Annotated in this window: 17 protein-coding genes, 1 pseudogene and 1 riboswitch; of the genes and pseudogenes, 13 read left to right on the forward strand and 5 right to left on the reverse strand. The window is 43.3% G+C overall.

The window, feature by feature from the left end; all coding sequences use genetic code 11:
- Window positions 1-163 precede the first annotated feature (163 nt).
- From J7I93_RS18345 to ltrA, 7 genes are all read left to right on the forward strand, one after another.
- Window positions 164-1408 carry an MFS transporter gene (locus tag J7I93_RS18345; protein ID WP_214727376.1) on the forward strand — a complete coding sequence of 415 codons (1245 nt, stop codon included), beginning with the start codon at window positions 164-166 and terminating at the stop codon, window positions 1406-1408.
- A gap of 394 nt (window positions 1409-1802) precedes the next feature.
- Entirely contained in the window at window positions 1803-2555 is a 753-nt protein-coding gene (locus J7I93_RS18350; RefSeq protein ID WP_214727377.1) for a conserved phage C-terminal domain-containing protein, read from the forward strand.
- Window positions 2548-2889 (forward strand): hypothetical protein, encoded by a 342-nt coding sequence (locus J7I93_RS18355; protein WP_214727502.1) that lies wholly within the window; start codon window positions 2548-2550, stop codon window positions 2887-2889. Before J7I93_RS18350 ends, J7I93_RS18355 begins: the two co-directional genes overlap by 8 nt.
- Complete coding sequence (gene dnaB, locus J7I93_RS18360) at window positions 2889-4187, forward strand: replicative DNA helicase (RefSeq protein WP_214727503.1); 1299 nt, start codon at window positions 2889-2891, stop codon at window positions 4185-4187. The genes J7I93_RS18355 and dnaB overlap by 1 nt, the downstream gene beginning before the upstream one ends.
- A 206-nt stretch (window positions 4188-4393) precedes the next feature.
- On the forward strand, window positions 4394-5617 hold the full coding sequence (locus J7I93_RS18365) for a YeeE/YedE family protein (protein ID WP_214727505.1): 1224 nt from the start codon (window positions 4394-4396) through the stop codon (window positions 5615-5617).
- Between the two features lie 405 nt (window positions 5618-6022).
- Window positions 6023-7912, forward strand: a complete 1890-nt coding sequence (locus J7I93_RS18370) for a Xaa-Pro dipeptidyl-peptidase (protein WP_214727378.1) — start codon at window positions 6023-6025, stop codon at window positions 7910-7912.
- A 544-nt stretch (window positions 7913-8456) separates the two neighbouring features.
- The gene (gene ltrA / locus J7I93_RS18375; protein ID WP_214727379.1) at window positions 8457-9731 is read left to right on the forward strand and encodes a group II intron reverse transcriptase/maturase; all 1275 of its coding nucleotides are present in this window, start codon (window positions 8457-8459) and stop codon (window positions 9729-9731) included.
- 253 nt (window positions 9732-9984) lie between these two features.
- On the opposite strand, the gene J7I93_RS18380 is transcribed toward ltrA, so the two are convergent.
- Window positions 9985-10497, reverse strand: a complete 513-nt coding sequence (locus J7I93_RS18380; protein WP_214988188.1) for a GNAT family N-acetyltransferase — start codon at window positions 10495-10497, stop codon at window positions 9985-9987.
- 95 nt (window positions 10498-10592) lie between these two features.
- On the opposite strand from J7I93_RS18380, the gene J7I93_RS18385 reads away from it, so the two are divergent.
- Window positions 10593-11201 carry a YitT family protein gene (locus tag J7I93_RS18385; protein ID WP_214727380.1) on the forward strand — a complete coding sequence of 203 codons (609 nt, stop codon included), beginning with the start codon at window positions 10593-10595 and terminating at the stop codon, window positions 11199-11201.
- A gap of 691 nt (window positions 11202-11892) precedes the next feature.
- On the opposite strand, the gene J7I93_RS25240 is transcribed toward J7I93_RS18385, so the two are convergent.
- The 4 genes and pseudogenes from J7I93_RS25240 to J7I93_RS25245 all read right to left on the reverse strand — a co-directional run bounded on the left by J7I93_RS25240 (window position 11893) and on the right by J7I93_RS25245 (window position 16235).
- Window positions 11893-12348 carry an acyl-CoA thioesterase gene (locus J7I93_RS25240; RefSeq protein WP_353050277.1) on the reverse strand — a complete coding sequence of 152 codons (456 nt, stop codon included), beginning with the start codon at window positions 12346-12348 and terminating at the stop codon, window positions 11893-11895.
- A gap of 48 nt (window positions 12349-12396) precedes the next feature.
- Window positions 12397-14679 (reverse strand): annotated as a pseudogene (gene metE / locus J7I93_RS18390) (5-methyltetrahydropteroyltriglutamate--homocysteine S-methyltransferase); the annotation flags it as partial.
- A gap of 148 nt (window positions 14680-14827) precedes the next feature.
- Window positions 14828-15017: riboswitch (cobalamin riboswitch) on the reverse strand.
- Window positions 15018-15453: 436 nt separating this feature from the next.
- The gene (locus J7I93_RS18395; RefSeq protein WP_214727383.1) at window positions 15454-15621 is read right to left on the reverse strand and encodes a hypothetical protein; all 168 of its coding nucleotides are present in this window, start codon (window positions 15619-15621) and stop codon (window positions 15454-15456) included.
- 146 nt (window positions 15622-15767) lie between these two features.
- Window positions 15768-16235, reverse strand: a complete 468-nt coding sequence (locus J7I93_RS25245) for a hypothetical protein (RefSeq protein WP_251025895.1) — start codon at window positions 16233-16235, stop codon at window positions 15768-15770.
- Window positions 16236-16460: 225 nt separating this feature from the next.
- Between J7I93_RS25245 and J7I93_RS18400 the strand changes: the two genes are divergently transcribed.
- From J7I93_RS18400 to J7I93_RS18420, 5 genes are all read left to right on the forward strand, one after another.
- Entirely contained in the window at window positions 16461-16742 is a 282-nt protein-coding gene (locus J7I93_RS18400) for a hypothetical protein (protein ID WP_214727384.1), read from the forward strand.
- Window positions 16743-16811: 69 nt separating this feature from the next.
- On the forward strand, window positions 16812-17486 hold the full coding sequence (locus J7I93_RS18405) for an RQC-minor-1 family DNA-binding protein (RefSeq protein WP_483297143.1): 675 nt from the start codon (window positions 16812-16814) through the stop codon (window positions 17484-17486).
- A gap of 303 nt (window positions 17487-17789) precedes the next feature.
- A complete protein-coding gene (locus J7I93_RS18410; RefSeq protein WP_214727385.1) occupies window positions 17790-18989 on the forward strand; it encodes a S1C family serine protease in 1200 nt (399 codons plus the stop codon).
- 14 nt (window positions 18990-19003) lie between these two features.
- Window positions 19004-19879, forward strand: a complete 876-nt coding sequence (locus tag J7I93_RS18415; protein ID WP_214727386.1) for a peptidylprolyl isomerase — start codon at window positions 19004-19006, stop codon at window positions 19877-19879.
- A gap of 13 nt (window positions 19880-19892) precedes the next feature.
- On the forward strand, window positions 19893-21350 hold the full coding sequence (locus J7I93_RS18420) for an ABC transporter permease (RefSeq protein ID WP_214727387.1): 1458 nt from the start codon (window positions 19893-19895) through the stop codon (window positions 21348-21350).
- Window position 21351 lies beyond the last annotated feature (1 nt).

Genomic DNA, 21351 nt, shown 5'->3' on the forward strand with positions numbered 1-21351 from the left:
CTCCCGCAGGAGTCTCGTGCCCTCCGCTCCAATCAACAGGGTGCTAAAAAACAACAATAAGCTTTAACAGTGCCTAAAAATAAAAATATATAGAACCATTTGATGTAAGTGAATGTAGGTATGGCTTGTTTTTATAAAATTTAATAGAAATGAGTTGTTATCGATGAACACTGTAAATATCAATCCAAAGGAAAATTGGCTAAAGAATATCATTCTCTTTTTAAGCAGCCAGACGATATCGCTATTTGGATCGTCCCTGGTTCAATATGCGATTATGTGGCATATTACGTTAACAACAGAATCTGGTGTGATGATGACGTTGTTCATCATTTGCGGCTTTATCCCGACCTTCTTTTTATCCCCGGTTGCGGGTGTTTGGGCGGATCGCTATAACCGGAAAATGCTGATCATTTTAGCAGATGGTCTTATTGCATTTTCAACACTGATTCTCGCCATTCTCTTTTTAATGGGTTATGACGCCATTTGGCTGCTTTTTGTCATGGCAGCGATTCGTGCCCTTGGGACAGGAATTCAGACACCCGCTGTCGGAGCTATTTTGCCGCAAATTGTCCCAAAGGATAAACTGACGAAGGTGAATGGGGCAAATGGAAGCATTCAAGCTGTAATTATGTTTGTATCTCCAATGGTCAGTGCCGCTCTATTAGCAATGGCTTCCCTTGAAATCATCTTTTTTATTGATGTGATTACGGCAGCAATTGCGATTGTCACACTGTTAGCCTTTTTAAAAATCTCTGTGCATGAGAAGGCAGCGGAAAAACAGACAACGAGCTATTTCAGTGACTTTAAACAAGGCTTGCAATATGTTAATAACCATGGTTTTCTGAAGAAGTTCTTCCTATTTTTTGCCGTATTTTTTGTTTTGATGGCCCCTGCAGCCTTTTTGACACCGCTGCAGGTCACACGCAGCTTTGGCGGTGACGTGTGGGAGTTGACCGCAATTGAAATTGCTTTTTCAATAGGCATGATGGCGGGCGGAGGAATTATTGCTTCCTGGGGAGGCTTTAAAAATAAAATTATAACAATGACATTCGCAAGCCTTATTATGGGAGCCTGCACATTTGCGCTTGGGATTGTTCCGGTTTTTTGGATCTATTTAGTATTCATGGCTTTATTCGGTGTTGCCGTGCCCATTTTTAATACACCAACAACCGTTTTATTGCAGGAGAAGATCGAAGAGAACTATTTAGGAAGAGTCTTTGGGGTCATGGGTATGATCTCAACCTCGATGATGCCGATTGGAATGCTTATATTCGGACCGATTGCAGATGTCATTGACATTGAGTGGCTCCTCATTGGAACTGGCATATTGATCCTGTTGCTGGCTATATTATTAGGCCGTGACAAAACACTAATTGAAGCGGGAAAACCGGCATTGCATGCATCATAAGTTAATAGGCCGGAGTATGGTCCATTGACCAGTTGATAGAGCTGTCAAAATGGGCATACTATAAAAGTCGTAAATTTTTATAAAAAGGATACAGGAAACTCAAATTCAAACGCAGTAGCGTTCATTTAAAAAAGCAGCACCAGATGATGACTGAATTTAAACAAGTTTAGAAGACTGTGGGAGATATCTGCAGTCTTCTTTTTTATATAAATAAACCCTTCCTCGTTCACCGAATGTTCACAGCTGCGTGGGATATTTTATTTCACCATGTCCGATTGGGCGTCTCATTCATATTATATAGATGAGGGGACTGATGGAATGGAAGCTTGCAGAAAGAACTTTGCCATTCCTTCGAATGGTCCAATTTATTTTTAAAAAAGGGTGAGGGGTCACGATGAGCAATCTATTAATTAATGAAAATCCGGTTTTGATTCTTCCGTCATTGGCGGAAAAGCTGGGATTGAATGAAGCGGTGCTGCTTCAGCAGATGCATTTTTGGCTGAGGATAAGCAGACATAAAAAGGAAGGGCGCATGTGGATTTACAATACATATAAAGACTGGCAGAAGCAGATGCCATTTTGGTCGAATGCGACGATTGGAAGGACGATTCGTTCGCTTGAGGAAAAAGGGCTGCTGATCTCCGGCAATTTTAATGCAAGTAAAATGGATAAGACGAAATGGTACACAATCGATTATCAGAAGCTGGAAGAATGGAGTGCCTCCTTTGGAACCTCCGGAATGGAACATCGAGTTCATCAGGATGGAGGATTGACTATAACAGATTGCGATATCGAGGATGACAGCGTGCTGCAAGCAATACCAGAGACTACTACAGAGACTACTGCAGAGAAAAAAGATATCCCTTATGCTGCGGTTGTTGAATACCTGAATGCCAAAACCCAATCGGCTTATCGGACAGGCTCCAAGAAAACGAGGAACCTGATCCGGGCCAGGTGGCTTGAGGGATTTACGCTGGATGATTTTAAAAAGGTGATCGACCTGAAAGCGGAGGAATGGTTTCATGATCCGTACTGGAGCAAGTTCCTCAGGCCGGAGACGCTGTTTGGCACCCGGTTTGAGTCGTATTTGAATCAAAAGCGGCAGGCTAAGCGATGGCGAGAGGAGGATTTTAACCTTGATGACTAAGCGGGAGACATATACGCTGCTGGCATTGATTGCGGTTTATTATGAGCAGTTTGAGGTGAATCAGCGAAAAATTGATTCCTGGCATGAAGTGCTGCAGAGTCATGAAGTGGAGGATCTGAGGAGGAACTTGCTGCTGCATGTTAAGGAATCGCCCTATCCGCCAAAGATTTCGGATTTGGTGCGTAAATCTGCGATGGTTTCCAGAGCCATTCCTAATTGCCTGGATACAGACTGCATTGTCCCGATAGCCTGGAAGCCGGCAAGCGAAGAAGTGGTGCAGGCTGAACTGGCAAAAATGCGGGAGATTCTTGGAATCAGGAGGAGTGAAGCTTGATGCAGGGATATGGGTTGTATAGCCAGGAGGCAGAGGAAGCATTAGTCGGCGCACTGTTTTTGGAGGAAGGGCTCGTAAAGGATTGCACAGTCCGGCCGGAGCACTTATATTTAGCCAGGCTGAAGCGGCTGCTAACCCTTATTCACCAGCTTGAGGCAAAAGGCAAACCGATCGATGTAATTTCTGTTGTCGAAGAAGCCGGCCACCAAAACCTGGAAAGCATTGGCGGAATCGGTTATATCACGCAGCTTGCGGGGAGTGTGCCGACTGTTGCCAATTTCAAGTTTTACCAAGATACGGTTCTTGAATATTACCAAAAGCGCAAGGCTGTTGAGATTGCAGGCCGAATTCAGCAGAATGCCCAGACAGGAAATATTGCCGGGGTGTTGAAGGAAGGCATTCATGACCTCATGCTAATTGAAGATCGTATGGGCGATGAAGATCTTGGAGAGGTCATGCCAGCTTTGATTGAGCTTTACGAGGAGTCGGAAAGGGACTGTGGTGAAATGACCGGGATTCCTTCCGGTTTTGCGAAGCTGGACAGGCTGACCGGCGGCTTTCAGGAGTCTGACTTAATCATTGTCGGAGCAAGGCCGAGTGTCGGAAAAACAGCATTTGCCCTCAATATCGCTTTGAATGCAGCTGATCACGATATTGCACTTATTTTTTCCCTGGAGATGTCCAAAAAGCAGCTTTTGAAAAGAATGATCAGCTGCAAAGGGGAAATCAACTCGGTTAAAATGCGGAATCCGACTCGTTATTTCGGCAATGGAGATTGGGCGCATTTTTCCGGTGTCATGGGGGAGCTTGGCAAAGCTAAGCTTCATATTTTTGACCAGGCCGGAATGGACATTCAGTATGTATGGTCCAAGGTTCGAAAGGCACGCAGGAAGTACGGTGAAGATAAGCGCATATTGGTCATGATCGATTATTTACAGCTGATTATTGGGGATAGCCGGCACCAGAACCGCCAGGGTGAGATCAGCGAAATCAGCCGGAAGCTGAAGACGATGGCAAGGGATTTGAATGTCGCGGTCATTGCTCTTTCGCAGCTGAGCAGGGGTGTGGAAAGCCGCCAGGATAAACGGCCGATGCTGTCGGATTTGCGGGAGAGCGGCCAGATTGAGCAGGATGCGGATGTGATCGCCTTTTTGTACCGGGATGATTATTATGACAAAGAATCGGAACAGCAGGATACGATTGAAATTATCCTCGCCAAGCAGCGGAATGGTCCGATCGGAACGGTGCGGCTGGCGTTTATAAAGGAGATTGGGAAATTTGGGGATTTGGCAGGATGAGGTACTGAGCATAGAGTACTTGGAAAAATATTGCCGCTGTGCAATCCATTTAATGCCCATTTCACCATTTACATTTTACAAAATATAGTATAGAATAGTGCTTTAATCCGACTAATATGATGAGAAAAGGAGTGAATGGTTTGGATCAGGTAGAATTAAAAAATAATTCATCTCTTGAGTTAAAAAATCATGCTGGCAAGCAATGGATGTCTGCACCCACTACCGTGGTGACGAACCTTAATCCTGTACAGAAGCCATTTGTTGCAGCTGGCGTTTTTGCAGCTATTATTCTATTTATTTCAATTCTTAATGCAGCAAGCATCAAACATGGAGTTCTGTTTATCCTTGGAATTGCTTTGGGAATGACGCTGCTTCATGCCCGTTTCGGATTCACATCCGCTTTCAGGCGCTTTGCATCTGTCGGCAACGGACAGGGACTGCAGGCGCATATGCTGATGCTGGCTGTTGCGACGACTTTATTTGCGACTATTTTAAGCACGGGATTCAGTTTCTTTGGAGCAACGCCTAGTGCATCTGTTGCACCCGTTGGTGTCAGTGTCATTGTTGGTTCCTTCCTGTTTGGAATTGGCATGCAGCTCGGCAATGGATGTGCATCGGGCACATTATATTCCTTAGGCGGCGGCCAATCTTCCATGATTTTGACCTTGCTCGCTTTTATTGCCGGTTCGACTTTAGGTGCTTATCATTTTGCCTTCTGGATGGAAGAAACACCTGCCTTGCAGCCATTTTCACTTGCTGAGTCAACAGGGCTTGGCTACGGTGGTGCCTGGGTGGTGCAAATGGCATTGTTTGCACTGATTTACTGGATTACCTTGCAAATTGCGAAAAAGAAAAATGCGCCGATGATGAAGGCGCTGCCGACTACAACTGGCTTTAAAAAGATTTTAAGAGGCTCTTGGCCATTATTTGCAGCAGCAATTGTTTTAGCCTTATTGAATGCTTTGACGTTAACTATAAAAGGTTCTCCTTGGGGCATCACATCCGGTTTTGCTCTATGGGGCGGAAAAGCCTTAATGGCGATGGGAATCGACGTAACATCCTGGGGATATTTTGCTACAGACAAAAACCTGGCGGCGCTGAAAAGCACTGTGCTGTCTGATTCCACAAGTGTCATGAACTTTGGCATTATGCTTGGAGCCTTTATTTCCGCAGCCTTGCAGGGAACGTTCAAGCCAGGGAAAGTGAAGCCTGGCGTAGCAGGTGCAGCCATTGTTGGCGGTATTCTTATGGGTTATGGCGCACGTCTTGCTTTCGGGTGCAACATTGGCGCCTACTTCGGTGGAATCGCGTCCTTCAGCCTGCACGGCTGGGTATGGGCAATCATGGCGATGCTCGGAACAGGTGCAGCATTGTTTATCCGTCCGTTGTTTGGCTTGAAGAATCCGAAGTCTACGGATTCAGTTTGTTAATAAAAAGGCTTGGTACTCAGGTTGAGTGCCGAGCTTTTTTTTTGGATAGGATTTGGCGTCATTGTGGACTTAGCCAATAAAACCGGATAATTAGCGAATAAACTGCTGGAACTTGCAAACAAATCGGAAATCTGGCAAACAAACTACTAAATCCAGCAAAAAAGACCAAAGGCAGCAAATGATTCAGGCTCATAGTTTTTCAGAAGTGGGGACAAGTGAAGGAACGGAGTGCAATTATTGATTCAATATCCGAAAGCTGAAGACAGCAAAGAATTTTAGCAAGACTATTATCCTAGGAGAGATTAATAGAAATATTTAGAAAAATATATAATTTTAGGATAAAGTAATCTATTAATATTTCATAACTCGAAATATAATAAAGGTCAAATACAGAGGAGGGATTTTATGAAAAAGAAAAAGCTTCTCAGGTCTGCAGCTATGTTAGCCGTCATTTCTATGACTCTATCAACTTTTACCTACACGGCTGATCATGCAGTTGCGAAAGAAAAACCAGGACAGGCAGCACAAATCGAGGACCTCAAGTCTCAGCCAATTTATTCATTTGAAGAGGCGATTCGTGAGACTGTCTATGTCGAGTCCACTCTTGATTCGGATGAAAACGGAAAACCAGACAGGATTGCCGTGGATATTATTCGTCCGAAAGAAACGGAAGAAGGACTCAAGGTACCGGTAATCATGGATGCCAGCCCTTACTATGAAAGCCTTGGCAGAGGAAATGAAAGTGAAGTGAAAGACCGGGACAAAGACGGCATAAATGAGAAATTTCCACTTTTTTATGATAACTATTTTGTTCCCAGAGGCTATGCAGTGGCTTTACCCGAAATGGTCGGAACGAACCAATCAGATGGGTGCCCGACGACTGGCGGCTATGAAGAGATTGAAAGTATAAGAGTAGTCATTGATTGGATGAATGGCAGTGCGAAAGCCTGGGATGAGGACAATCAGGAAGTGAAAGCAGATTGGACAACCGGGAATGTCGGCATGATTGGAAAATCGTATGATGGTACGTTAGCCAACGGGGTTGCGGCCACTGGAGTAGAGGGATTAAAAACAATTGTTCCAATCGGGGCCATTAGCAGCTGGTATAATTATTATCGGTACGCAGGGCTTACATATTACAACAACGGTCCAGGAGGCTTGGCAAGCAGAGTTGTCACCAGCTCCCGAAAAGATGCCTGCAAGCCTGTATTTGATCGTTTGAACGCAGAAGCGGACGATCCATCAGGAGATTACAATGATTTCTGGGATGAGAGAAATTACGTTAAGGATGCAAAAAATGTAAAGGCTAGTGTGTTTGCGGTTCATGGGTTAAATGACTACAATGTTAAAATGAATCACCTTGCTGATTGGTGGACAGCCCTTTCTAAAGAAGATGTCCCGCGTAAACTGTGGCTTACCCAAACCGGTCATGTCGATCCGTTTGATTTCAGAAGGGCGGAGTGGGTGGATACGCTCCACCGCTGGTTTGATTATTGGCTGATGGATATTGAAAACGGCATTATGGACGAGCCGGCGGTTGATATTGAAAGAGGGGCAGATGTGTGGGAAACTCAATCCTCATGGCCGGATAAAGATGCTGCAAATGTTAAAATTCGTCTGGGCCCAGGAGAAAATGAACATACAAATGGCACTTTGACAACAGGTCCTGTACAGGGCAATGTAAAGCAATCGTTTACCGATAACCCGCAGCAAACAGAACAGCAGATGGTATCCAATGAAACAGTTGTAAAAAGCGACCGACTGGCTTTCCTATCTGAACCGCTTAAAGAGGATGTAAGGTTTAGCGGCATACCCGAAATCTCACTCAGGGCAAAAGTCGATAAAGAAGACTCCAATTTAACTGTTTTAATTGTAGACTATGGAACGGATACACGCATCAACCATGAAAGCCGGGGTGAAGGCATAAAAACCCTTGATACAGAAAGCTGCTGGGGAGAAAGCATTTCCACAGATGATGCGTGTTACAAAGATACAGAAAAAACCACACATACTGCATCATATGAAGTCGTTACAAGAGGATGGTTCGATCCGCAAAACTGGAAAACCATCGAGCTGGATGACTCCTTAAAAGAAGGAAAAAGCTATAAATTCGAATGGAATGCATTGCCTGAGGATTACGTATTTAAAGAAGGACACCGAATCGGAGTGATTATAGCAGGCAGTGATCGCAGACGGGCGATTCCTTCGACAACAGGTGCCACATTTGAAGTGGATCTTGGACAAAGTTTTATCAGCCTTCCAGTTGTGAATGGGAAAAAGGCAATTGGATTCTAATAGAATGGAAGGGGAAGCCTGCATCATGATGCAGGCTTTTCTTAGTGTGCCAGGCATGGCAACTATCTAGGTGGTGAAAGTCCACTGTGGGGGTACACATCGACCAACCACTAAGGAAGCGCAAGGTACTTATCGTGAGGTAAGGGCTGGAGGAAGCGTGGAATAAAATCTTGACTCGACGAACAGGAATCTGATACTAAGGCTCTATAAAGGGATTAAACTCCTAAGCAAGTTAAAGTCCAAAAGATGTGCGTAAATTTGTAGAGTAAATCAGGCGAGTAAAAGAGGAAAGATAGTTGTCTTACCCTGGGAGGTCTTGCGGATGTACAGAAGGTACAGTCGAAAAAGGTTAGTCGCAAGAAGTCAGCAGAAGCCATAGTAATGAAATAATTTCATGAAGGGCTGAACAATTTATAGTGTTTCAACGCCACGAATGCGTGAGTGACATACTCCGAATGTGTTAATGGTGAAAGTATGAGCGTACCTCAAAGGATAACCAAAATGGAGCTATCACTTACTACGTGAGAGGAAAGGAGAAACGAGTGTGGAACTTTTAGAACAAATTCTAAGTAATCAAAATATGAACGAAGCCTACTTACGTGTCTATAAAAATAAAGGTGCCAGTGGTGTTGATGGAGTAACAGTCGACGAACTCAAGCAACACCTGAAAGAGAACAAAGATGAGTTGCGCCAGCGCATCAGAACAAGAAAATACCAACCACAAGCTGCCTTAAGAGTGGAAATCCCAAAAGAAAACGGAAAGATGCGCAAATTGGGAATACCAACAGTAGTGGATAGAGTTGTTCAACAAGCCATTCATCAGGTTCTCAGTCCGATATTTGAAGAACAGTTCAGCGAATTCAGTTACGGTTTCAGACCAAAAAGAAGTTGTGAAATGGCGATTATAAAAAGCCTGGAATTTCTGAATGATGGTTATGATTGGGTAGTCGACATTGACCTTGAAAGATTCTTCGACACCGTTCATCACGATAAACTCATGCGAATTATATCCAACACAATAAAAGACGGAGATGTCATCTCGTTAATCAGAAAATACTTAGTCAGTGGAGTCATGGTGAATGGGAACTATGAAGACACACCTGTCGGTACTCCGCAAGGAGGAAACCTCAGTCCACTATTGAGTAATATTATGTTAAACGAACTTGATAAGGAACTAGAGAAAAGAGGATTAAGGTTCGTGAGGTACGCTGATGATGCCCTTATCTTTGTGAAAAGTGAAAAAGCAGCGAACCGAGTAATGAATTCAATCGTGAGATATATAGAAGAGAAATTAGGTCTGATAGTCAACATAGAGAAGAGTAGAATCTCACGTCCAAAAGAATTAAAATTCTTAGGATTTGGGTATTATTACGACATTAATAACAAGAGATATAAAGTGAAACCTCATCCAAGTTCGGTACAGAAGTTTCAAAGGAAACTTCGACATCTGACAAAGCGAAACTGGAGTGTTCCACTAGACTACCGAATGTTGAAATTGAAACAAGTAATATTTGGATGGGTAAACTACTTCAGAGTGGCAAATATGAAAAAAGTGACTGAACGAATAGACACAAAGCTTCGCTCCAGAATTAGGGTCATCATCTGGAAACAATGGAAAGTAGCGAAGAAACAAATTAAATCGCTTATTCAACTAGGAATTCCGGAGGAAGAAGCGAAAGGATTAACCTACTGTCGAAAAGGTTATCGATTCATAGGATTATCCAAAGTCGTCCAAAGAGCAATCTCAAACAAAAGACTAAAGCAGAGGGGAGTCCCCTCTGCTTTAGAACATTATCTAAAAGTACACACTGTGATATAAATTGAAACGCCGTATACGCGAACCGTACGTACGGTGTTGTGAGAGGGGCGAAAATAATACACTTATTTTCCCTCTACTCGATTGGTTGTTTATGAACAAAAGCTTTTAAGAAGTTTTTCTAAAAACAGTTTGAGAAAGCAGCCTTGCCACAGTGTGTACTTTACGAATAAAACGGGGCTTTTAGCGAAGAAACAGCCAAAATTAGCGTAGAAATTTTAATAGAATAAAAAAGCTGGCCTCCTCAGCCAGCTTTTTACGTTAAATCCAGCTCAAAATAGAGTTCTTCCTGCTGTGTATCCTCAAACCACTTCAGTCCTTTGGCTAGTAAGCCAATTTTTGATAGTATCTTGCCTGAAGCAGGATTAGCTGGGTCAACAGCCGCGATGATTTTCTTCATTCGCGGATTATTTTTTCTTATGTCAGTTACACAGGCAGCAGCAGCCTCTGCGGCAAAGCCTTTCCCCCAGTAATGCCGGTTCAAGTGATAAAGGAGCTCTGCTTCTTCTTCCTTTTCTGCAGGATTAAATCCGCAAACTCCGATAACAGATGAGGTTTCTTTTAACACCACGGTGTAAACCGAGTAGCCTTTTTCCTCCTGCAGCTGCTTGTAAAATTCGATGGAGCGCTGGATACGGTCCTTTGTGCTGGCGCCGCCGCAGTATTTCATGACCAGAGCATCACCCCAGATCTGAAATACATCATCCAGGTCAGCCGTTTGCATCGTTCTGAGCAGAAGGCGTTCTGTTTCAAATTGATAGGGCATCATTCACACCTCTCTTACGTGTATTCTATCATGTGGTTTCTAATTATATGAGAATATTATAAGATAGAGGAAGGAAAAAACGGTTAGGAGATTTTGTTATGCACGTACTCTATAAGTCTTTGATACTTGGAATGGCTGCTGCGATCCAGGGCATTGCCATGACATTTTTTTTATTTCCGCATTTCATCCCGTCGGGCGGCGCGGCAAGCTTAGCTGTTTTATTAAACTATTTATTGGACACGCCTTACTCGGTTACTTTATGGGTGCTGAACGCGAGCCTTTTACTGGCAGCAGCCAAGTGGCTGGGAAAAAGCAGTGTGATCTGGACGCTGTTATGCGTCTCCGTGACTTCCATTACGATTGATTTTCTTACTCCGCTTGTAACAGAGCCGCTAAATCCGGTTCTGCTGGATCTTTTACTCGGAGCAGTTGTGTTTGGAATGGGTGTAGGTATTCTTTTTCGAATGGGAGCCTCTTCAGGCGGCATGGACATTCTGGCTTTAATTATTTCAAAAGCAAGAGGTGCTGCACCGGGCAGAACGCTTTTTTACATAAACAGCAGCCTGTTATTGATCACCGGGGTTGTCGTTGACTGGAAAGTTATTATTTATGCAATAATTTGCCAGATGATCGGGACGCGGATTATCGATGTTATATACAAATTGGACTTTAAGGTTAAACTTGCAGAAAATCATCGGTTTCATTAAAAAGGCCGCACAAAGACTAAGGGTTCGGATACCTGACACTTTTTATAAAAATACGTTTGAAAATCTGCTCATATTTATTATATATTTTGTCCTGCAAAATGCAGGGCTTTTTGTTATGTAAGAATATTACAAAGTGCCACCTATGTATAATGCACTTTATGGCCAAAGTACTGTTATAAAACTAGATATTGATTTCACTGTGTTTGAAAAATAACCGGAAAAATTCCGTTAAAAATGGGAAATCCCCATATTTCCTTAAGAATAAGCGGAGTTTTTTCGCTTATATGATCCAAATCTTTGAATTTTGGCTTATTTAGAGCAGTTAACCGGAATTCCTCCGCTTATCTCTGCTTCTTAAGCTTCCACTATATACATTAGTCGGAAGTACTCCGCCTACTAATTCTCATACCTATACGAAAATCATCAATGAATAATTACAGAGCCAAAGAAAAACTAGGTTTTGTAAAAAAACACACAGCATTTTGCAGTCCAATCTCTGTAACCTTACATTTCGAAATACAAATTGGACCACATTTTCAAGCCTATTTTTATAATTATTCGCGTTATATCAATAAAAAATGACCATCAAATACACATACAAATTGATGGTCATTTTAATATACATATTGGATTTTTGTGACAGGTAAAAGTACCCGTTACACAAAGACGGCCTTTTTCTTTATTTATTCTTTTATCGTATACTCGCTCTATTTTTACGATGCTCTTTACGGGCAGCTGCTGTTTCATGGAGCCTGATTTCTTCGTCTGATAGCGGGATTACATTTGGGACAGGCACCGGACGGCCATTTTCATCTACGGCAACCATGGTCAAAAAAGATTCGGTTGTCAGCTTGCTGTCGCCTGTCAGCAAATCTGTGGATCTGACTTTTACATACACCTCCATTGAGGTCCTGCCTGTAGAAGTGACATAGGCTTCCAGGCTAAGCGCGTCTCCGACTGTGGCAGAAGATAAAAAATCGACAGAGTCAATGGAAGCTGTAACGACAGCGTGGTTGGAATGCTTCATGGCTGCCAGAGCAGCAATCTCATCTATATAAGAAAGGACCTTGCCGCCAAATATAGTCTGAAGGTGATTGGTGTCGGGCGGAAGAACCAGCTTTGTCTGGATGGTTTTCGAACGTTCCACTGAATGGGCTTTGGCCGCATTGCAGTCATTAAAATCAAGCAAACCCGTAAGCAGTTTTTCTCGCGTCTGCTGGGCGGCCTCCGTCATAACCTTCAGAGCCTCAATTGTTTCATGGGTCTTGCGTGTCTTTAATCCGCAGTCTGGATTAATCCAGAATAGCTTTGGATCAAGGACTTGAAGGGCGCGGTCAATATTTCTGGCCATTTCCTCACGGCTCGGTACTCGGGGACTGTGAATATCGTAAATGCCAAGCCCGATGCCTTTTTTATAGGTGCTGTCTTCAAAGGCTTGAATCAGTTCCCCGTGGCTTCTGGAAGTCTCGATTGATATGACATCAGCATCAAGAGCATCAATTGCCTCGATAATGTCTTTAAAATTGGAATAGCACATATGCGTATGAATTTGGGTCTCGTTCCGGACGGAAGAGGTAGCCAGCTTAAAAGCATGGACCGCAGCATGCAAGTAGCTGTCCCAATTCTTCCTTTTTAATGGCAAGCCTTCACGAAGGGCCGGTTCATCGACCTGGATCATCCCGATACCGTTCTTCTCAAGTGCTTTGATTTCCTCACGCAGCGCCAGGGCGATTTGATTTGCCACTGTATATCGGGAAAGATCATTCCGGACAAATGACCAATTTAAAATGGTGATAGGACCCGTCAGCATGCCCTTTACAGGCTTAGATGTCAGTGATTGGGCGTAGAGGGACTCCTTCAGTGTAATGGGAGCCTTGAAAAAGACATCCCCAAATATGATTGGAGGCTTTACACATCGTGAGCCATAAGACTGAACCCATCCGAATTTTGTGAATTGAAAACCCCCCAATTTTTCCCCAAAATACTCTACCATATCGGTTCTTTCAAATTCCCCATGTACAAGCACATCCAGACCCAGCTCCTCCTGAATGTGGATCCATCGCTTGATTTCTGCTTTTATAAATTCTTCGTACTGTTCACTTGTCAGTTCACCTTTTCGCCACTTCAGCCGCTGCTTCCGAACTTCCTGTGTCTGCGGGAGACTGCCGATCGTGGTCGTTGGCAGAATGGGCAGCTTAAAAGCAGCGTCCTGTGCTTTATTGCGGATTTCATAAGGAGCTTTCCGTTCCGTTTTAAATGTATGCAGATTTTCGATAGCCTTCTGAACTTCCGTATGCTTGCGTTCAGCTGAGTCAGCTAAGGTCTTGAATGCAGCTGAACTGGCGGTAATGTCTTTTTCAACTGTTCCTCTTCCATTATTTAAGCCAGTTGTAAGAATGTGAATTTCCCGAAGCTTTTCATCGGCAAAAGAGAGGGCTTTTTTTATGGTCGTCTTGAGTGTATCTTCGTTTCTGACCGTTACCGGAGAATGCAAAAGGCTTGAAGAAGGCTGTACAATCAAGTGCCCTGGACAAACGTATTCAGAAATTTCATCAAGGAGATTGAAACAGTCCTCCAAATCTGCCCGCCAAACATTTCTGCCATCAATAATACCTGCTGCCAGCACCTTCTCCTGAGGGAAACCGAACTCTTTTAGAGCTTCAAGATTCTTTCCTCCATCATGGACAAAGTCCAGCCCAATTCCATGAACGGGAAGGGCAGTAACTTCTTCAAAATAATCTACATAGTCAAAATAGGTCTGCAGGATTATTTTGATGTTTGGAGCTGCAAGACATAATGCTTCATAGACTTCTTTAAGAAGCTCGATGTCTTCTTCCGAAATAGTACTGCATAAGATCGGTTCGTCCATTTGAACCCATTCAGCGCCTGCCTCCTGCAGTTCTTTTAGAATTTGAGCATAAAGAGGGACAAAAAGGTGTACCATTTCGTTTAACTCTTTTTCCTTATATCCTTTCGATAGTTTTACGAAGGTGACCGGGCCAATGATCACCGGCTTGCCGATGATGTTAAGCTTTTGTTTTGCTTCGTTAAATAATGCGAGTGGCCGGTTTTCGGCAAGCACCGGTACCATCTGGTCCAATTCCGGCACGATATAATGGTAGTTTGTGTTAAACCATTTCGTCATTTCGGAGGCAACCGCAGAAGAACTGCCTCGTGCCATATCAAAATAGGTCTCCAATGGGACTTTGCCTCCATCATATTTAAAGCGCTTTGGAACTAACCCAAACATCAACGCTGTATCCAAGACATGATCGTACATGCTCCAGTCACCGACAGGTATCAAATCTATTCCCTGCTCCTGCTGCCTTTGAAGATGAGCCAGACGCAATTCTTCCATTTGCTTTAAAAAATATTCCCGGTCAGATTTCCCGGCCCAATACTGCTCCAAGGCTTTTTTCCATTCCCTGTGTTCTCCGATCCGTGGATATCCTAAGTTAGAGCTCCTTACGTATGCCAATATTGAAACACTCCCCGTATTTTTTTCCGAAAATAAAAAATCTCTCTTTTCATCGAAAAGAGAGATAAATGTGCATAGTCAAATAGAGTTGGGGCCATTACAGTTTTCCCAACGTGCTTACCTCACTCCTCTCTATATACCCGTAGAGTACAAGTGCATACAACAGGCAGGTCTCCTGGCTCTGGTTCACAGCAACTTAATCCCTTCCCATTTCAAATGAAACAGTGGCATGATGATAAGTCGCTCCCCAATACAGTGGCGGGACCGCGCCGGCATTTAACCGGACTTCCCTTTTAACTGAGCAGATTTTGCTCAGCACCTGAAGCATTTCATATGAAATTGTCTGATGATGGTGCGGCGGATATGATGACCGCGAAAATTTAAAATATTTAAATTTAAAGAAAATACTAGCACGGGATAATCCTGCTGTCAAAAGATTTTTTGTTTATGCTGCTTTAATAGAAAAGAGAACTGTAGCCATGACCAAGTACGAAAAAAGAATTCATCAAGACATTCCTTTACTTCAAAAGGCGCAGAATGACTTAACAAAATAGGTTATAAGAGCATTTGTTTAGTAAATCAGTGTGTAGAGATATTTGGAGTAGTTTTATTGCAGGTTTGTTTAAAAACAAGTGCTGTTTTTGCAAACTTTTTTGCTCCTCTACAAAATCTATTTAAAAGCAACAGTCTTTTAGAAAAGGGCCAAAATATATACCGTATTTAAATAGCAGTGAAAAAAAGAGTGAACTAGAAATTAGTCCACTCTTAACAGAATTAATCATTGTTTTTGGTCCTATTATCAACACCATTAACTGGGTGCGGCTGACCGTATCCCTCAACGTTACCAGCATGCTCTCTGTGATATTCTGAACCTGCAGCTTGTTGATTATCTATTAATGATTTAGTTTTTTGCTTCTCTGTCTTACTGTTTTGATGTGACAAATATTTTCACCTCCCATACACAGTTTAGATTGCTTAATATTTGTGAAACTATTCAATAATGGCATAGAGGGACAAGGGGACAGGTTCACTGTCCTGGATTATTACTTGAAACAGTGGGACAAGGGACCTGTCCCTCTGTTTCCTTATCAGCTAAATTTTCTTGCTTTTTCAAACAAATACTGTACTCCATATAATAAATAGGCTTTGTAGTGAAGGTAGATGAAAAATTGAAAATGATTTAATCGGTTCAACCTTATGATCTTAAGTTTTTTTAGTACATCAATGATGATAAAAGCAAAGAGTCCATCAGCAATAACATTAAGCAATATAAACTTTTTAAAGTTTCCATACGAATATTTAAGTAACCACATGGACAGAGGCATATAGGGACCAATACTAAACGGAAGTTCATCCTTAAAAAAGGATTTCCGCTTATCGTAAAACTTCCACCAATTCCGCTTGTGTCCATACATGTGATTTATGATCTCAAAAATAATAATAATAACGCCCGCAAAAGAATAACGTTTGAAACTGCGCTTTCCTATAAATAACAGCGATAACCACGGAATCACTATTATAGAGAGATTAAATAGTAAATGCCTCGTTTTTATCATAAGGGAATTCACCTCATCCTGCTTTAAACTCTTTTTTAAAGTATCCAATATCCTGAAAAAAACACTATTTTTTTCCTGACTCTCTGCAATTGCACAGTGTTAGTATAATATTGTACACTTTGCGTGAGAATGGGCATTTAAAAAGCTTTTATCCTTTAGGACAAATCAATAACAAAAACGAGGAAATCCTCCGGCATTCATTTAGTAAATAAGGGAGGAAAATATATGGCGAATAAAAAGAACAGTGAAGCATGGTCAGAGGCTAAAAAGCGATTCAGGTTAAATGAAGCAGACATCCAGATGGCGAAAGAATTGGGAATGTCGCGAAAGAGTTTGTTGAAAAATATTCCTGCTCCTAATCAGCAATGGAAAACCCCGGTAAAAGAATGGGTGAGGGATTTATATGAAAATAAGTTTGGTAAAGTCCTGGATGATAAGCCTGCGGAAAAAACAGTTGAAAAGAGGAAGACAAAGCAAGCTATTTTGGATAAGGAGATGCCATTTTGATGTCAGCTGACATCAAATCAATTATCTCAAGATGAAGTTAAAGTTATCTTAAGAGCGGCAGATGAAATCATCGCAAGGGGAGGAAGAACGTTACTCACGAAAATTTTAAAAGGTTCACGAGAGAAAAAGATCCTGGAGCTGGAACTGGATAAGTGTCCTGTCTATGGATATTTTAAGTCGGAGAAGCTGGATGACATCAGGGAAAAAGTGGACTGTATGGTTAATCATGATTTCTTGGATATTGAATATAATGGGAAGCTGCCTATGATTATATTCACAGAACGTGGATGGCTGATTCAATCCGATCAATATACAAATGAACTATTAGAAGAATGGATGGAATGGATCAAACAGGGGAAGAGAGACCCGGATATGATGTATCTAAAGGATCGGAACAGAGAAATCATCTTCCTGCTGCTTGAGAAAATTAAAGGATCCGGCAATCAATCTTTTATTCCCTATCTGGAGTTATGGAAAAAGATCGAATATAAAAAAGTGCAAACCGAAATTACCAAAGTAATAACAGCTTTGGAGCAAAATAATCCAGTGGACGGCAAGGCTGAACAGGAAAGAAAAAAACGTATCGGCGAAGCATTAGAAATCAATGAGCCTCAGGACCTCCTTCTAAAATGCTGGATTTGCGGTGATCGATTTATTTTTACTGTAGGAGAACAGCAGTTTCACAAAAAGAAGGGATTATCGCTGCCGAAACGATGTGGAAAATGCCGGCATTCCTATGAATAATCTATAGGAGTACCTGCACATTTTGTTTTTTATGGAATAGTTTCTTTTCCTTGAAGAGGAAGGAATTTAAAGAGACAAGCGGACAAGTACACGTTCTCAAATTATTTGGGACATGGAGCCAGTCCCCTTGTCCCTTGAAAAGCTCAGAGTCAAATATCTCTGGGCTTTTTTGTGTTGTTTCGAAAAATATTTAGAAAATACCCCTTTGACATTTTCCTGACACATTGGGCCTTTAAAGTATGACTTGTAAGGCAAACGATAACTAAGCCAATTTCAAAATAGATAAGAAGGAAGTGTTTAATTATGACGGATTTTAACGAAGAAAGCAGAACAGAAAACCGGGCGGTAAAAAAGCCGGTATGGAAAGGATTCCTTTCAACCGTGGCTGCTGGTGTGCTGGGGTCGGCGCTTACGCTGACAGCCGTTCCGTATTTCCAGGAAGACACACCACTGGCGACCGTGCCGGAAGAAAGTGTACAAGCTGAAAGCTCTTCCAATCTAGACGTGACTCCAGTGTCTGCTTCATCCAATTCACTGGCGGATACCATTGAGCAAGCCTCCAAAGCCATTGTCGGGGTTGTGAATATGCAGCAGCAAAACAATAATCCGTTCAGCCAAACGAGTGAAGCTGCCGAAAGCGGTACGGGTTCTGGGGTTGTTTTTAAAAAGACAGACGATGCAGCTTATATCGTGACGAACAACCATGTGATTGAAAATGCCAGCGAGATTCAGGTGACACTGCATGATGGTGAAAAGGTGACGGCTGAATTGGTTGGTACGGATGCGCTAACAGATATTGCAGTGCTGAAAATTAAAGGAGGCATCTCCGCAGCTGCCATGCCGTTTGGCGATTCTTCCAAGCTAAGAGCCGGCGATCAGGTGCTGGCGATCGGCAATCCGCTTGGCCTTGATTTATCCAGAACGGTGACACAAGGGATCGTGAGCGCGGTGGACCGGTCCATTGAAGTCAGCACATCTGCAGGTGAATGGAACTTAAATGTCATTCAAACGGATGCCGCCATAAATCCCGGCAACAGCGGAGGAGCATTGATGAATACAGCCGGGCAGCTGGTTGGAATCAACAGCCTGAAAATCGCGGACAGCGGAGTGGAAGGCCTTGGATTTGCAATCCCAAGCAATGAGGTCAAAACGCTGATTGATCAGCTGATTGAAAATGGACAAGTGGTCCGGCCGTATCTTGGCATTGGACTGGCAAGCTTTGACGAAGTGCCCCCTCAATATTTGGGCAATCTTCCTTATGGCGTGAAAAGCGGAGCGATTGTAGCCAATATTGATCCGGATTCGGCAGCAGCGGGAGCCGGCCTTCAGGTGGAGGATATTCTCGTCAGCATCGGCGGCAAGGAAATTACGAATTCAGGGGATCTGCGCAAGCATTTATACAGCGATTTTTCGATTGGCGATCAGGTGAAAATCGAATTTTACCGCGGGGACGAATTGAAGACAGCTGAAGTGACGTTAACAAGTAATCAGAAAGCGAATTAGGAAAGGGGAACACGATGAAGAATAAGCAAGTTTTATATTGGATTTTAGGCAGTGTTTTGACAATCGGGACAGCTGCAGCCATCTTTTTTACCATACAGGATGACGCGGCAGCTACCGTTAATGGCGAGAAAATCAGTCAGGATGAGCTGCATGAGCAGCTCGTTGCCCAGTACGGGCAGGAGCTTCTGGATTCACTGATTACGGAGAAAGTAATTGATCAGGAAGTAAAGAAAGAGAATGTGAAAGTGACACAAGAAGAAATTGACGAGGAAAAGGCTGCTTATGCGGAATCATACGGCGGTGAGGATGCTTTAAAGCAGACACTCGAATCAAGCGGCGTGACGATGGCTGATTTTGAGGATGATATCGAATCCTACCTGGCAACGAAAAAGCTGCTTGAACCAAGGATTGAGATTTCGGAAGAGGAGATGAAAGCCTATTTTGATGAAAACAAAGACAGCTTTGCCCAGGAGGAACAGGTGTCTGCGAGCCATATTTTAGTGGAAGATGAGAAGGCGGCAAAAGAAGTCATTGAGAAGCTGAATGACGGCGGGGACTTCGCCGAATTGGCAGCGGAATATTCGACCGATGACAGCAATAAAGATGCAGGCGGAGACCTCGGCTTTTTCGGAAAGGGAGACATGGTCGCTGAATTTGAAGAAGTCGCTTTCTCTCTGGAGCCGGGAAAAATCAGCGAGCCCGTTAAAACGGAATATGGCTACCACGTCATCAAGGTAGCAGAAAAGCAGGAAGCCAAAGAAGCGGTCTATGAGGATGTAAAAGAAGACATCAAAAATACGTTATTTGAAACAGAGATGCAGAACGAATACACCGCATGGCTGGAAGAAAAATTTGAAGAATATGAGATAAAGAACTTTTTAGAGGGCTGAGGGGAAAATGAAGATGAATTTTTTAAAGCGAGCTTTTTTAAGTGTGAAAGCACGAAAAGGGAAAAGCATTCTGCAGATTTTCGTGTTTACTGTGATTTGTGTATTAGTGCTGGCGGGACTGTCGACCCAGACAGCTGCCGAAAAGTCGGGTGATCTTGCCCGGCAAAAACTGGGTGCAGATGTCACCCTGCAGGCTGATATGGAAAAACTGAGAGAGCAGGCGATGTCCGAGCAGAGCGGAGGGGAGCGGGTGCGTTTCCAGTCTGTGCTGGTTCCGCTTGAAGCGGCAGAGGAACTAGCTTCTTACGAGCAGATTAAAGGCTATAATTTTTACTCATCCACTACTGGGCTAGCCTCCAATTTTGAACCGATTGAAAGTGAGTCGGCTGATGCCGATACCTCGGATGAAAGCGGTGAAGGGCAGGAGCCTGGTAGAGGCATGCCGGGCGGAATGATGCAGGGAGATGTCAGCCTGCAGGGAGTTGCCTTTACAGACTCTGTTGCAGAATTTAGGGATGGAACTTCAGCGATTGTTGAAGGCAGCGGGATTACAGAAGAGCATATCGGAAAAAATGTCACGCTGATTGAACAGACATTGGCGGAAGAAAATGAGTTGGGTGTTGGCGATAAGATTACTGTCACGAACCCTCGGGATGAAACGGCCGTTCTGGAGTTTGAAATTATCGGAATCTATCAAACGGCGTCCGCCGGCTCAGATCAGGCAATGGATTTTACAGCCTTGAATCCATATAACAAGCTATACGTTCCATATACAGCGGCAGCTTCAATAAAAGGGGCGGATTATGAAAATTCGATCGATAGCGCCATTTACTACATTGATGACCCTGCTGAAATGCAAAGCTTTATTGACCAGGCAAAGAGAGAGAGCAGCATTGATTTTGAAACGTTCAAGCTTGATGCCGATGACCAGCTGTATCAGCAGATGGTCGGGCCGATTGAGAACGTAGCCAGCTTTTCGAATAACATTGTGTACTTGGTATCCATAGCCGGGGCGATTATTTTGGGCTTAATTGTCATGATGTCGATCCGTGAAAGAAAGTATGAAATGGGCGTTCTGCTGGCCATTGGCGAAAAAAGATGGAAGCTCGCAGGCCAGTTTATTGCCGAAATCTTAGTGGTGGCGGTTCTATCGCTCGGCATTGCAACAGCAAGCGGCAATGTGGTGGCGGGCCAGCTTGGCGATAAGCTCTTGAATCAGGAGTTAGCGTCCGCGGAACAGACGAATACACCTGAATCCTTCAGAGGAAGGGGCATGGGCGGCTTTGGACCGGGAATGATGCAGGCTCAAGCATCAGTGGAAACAGTTGATGAGCTGAATGTCCAGGTGACAACAGAGGATCTTGGGTTCCTGGCACTAATCGGCCTGGTGATTGCGGCTGTGTCAGTATTATTGCCTTCGTTATCGGTTCTGCGCCTTCAGCCAAAAGCCATTCTTAGCAAGCAGGATTAAA

It is taken from the genome of Bacillus sp. ISL-47, assembly GCF_018613175.1.
Lineage (GTDB): Bacteria > Bacillota > Bacilli > Bacillales > Cytobacillaceae > Cytobacillus.

Excerpts from the sequence above, each read along its gene's own strand:
- J7I93_RS18345 (WP_214727376.1), top strand. The coding sequence starts at position 164 with ATGAACACTGTAAATATCAATCCAAAGGAAAATTGGCTAAAGAATATC.
- J7I93_RS18350 (WP_214727377.1), top strand. The coding sequence starts at position 1,803 with ATGAGCAATCTATTAATTAATGAAAATCCGGTTTTGATTCTTCCGTCA.
- J7I93_RS18355 (WP_214727502.1), top strand. The coding sequence starts at position 2,548 with ATGACTAAGCGGGAGACATATACGCTGCTGGCATTGATTGCGGTTTAT.
- dnaB (WP_214727503.1), top strand. The coding sequence starts at position 2,889 with ATGCAGGGATATGGGTTGTATAGCCAGGAGGCAGAGGAAGCATTAGTC.
- J7I93_RS18365 (WP_214727505.1), top strand. The coding sequence starts at position 4,394 with ATGTCTGCACCCACTACCGTGGTGACGAACCTTAATCCTGTACAGAAG.
- J7I93_RS18370 (WP_214727378.1), top strand. The coding sequence starts at position 6,023 with ATGAAAAAGAAAAAGCTTCTCAGGTCTGCAGCTATGTTAGCCGTCATT.
- J7I93_RS18380 (WP_214988188.1), bottom strand. The coding sequence starts at position 10,497 with ATGATGCCCTATCAATTTGAAACAGAACGCCTTCTGCTCAGAACGATG.
- J7I93_RS18385 (WP_214727380.1), top strand. The coding sequence starts at position 10,593 with ATGCACGTACTCTATAAGTCTTTGATACTTGGAATGGCTGCTGCGATC.
- J7I93_RS25245 (WP_251025895.1), bottom strand. The coding sequence starts at position 16,235 with ATGATAAAAACGAGGCATTTACTATTTAATCTCTCTATAATAGTGATT.
- J7I93_RS18400 (WP_214727384.1), top strand. The coding sequence starts at position 16,461 with ATGGCGAATAAAAAGAACAGTGAAGCATGGTCAGAGGCTAAAAAGCGA.
- J7I93_RS18410 (WP_214727385.1), top strand. The coding sequence starts at position 17,790 with ATGACGGATTTTAACGAAGAAAGCAGAACAGAAAACCGGGCGGTAAAA.
- J7I93_RS18415 (WP_214727386.1), top strand. The coding sequence starts at position 19,004 with ATGAAGAATAAGCAAGTTTTATATTGGATTTTAGGCAGTGTTTTGACA.
- J7I93_RS18420 (WP_214727387.1), top strand. The coding sequence starts at position 19,893 with ATGAATTTTTTAAAGCGAGCTTTTTTAAGTGTGAAAGCACGAAAAGGG.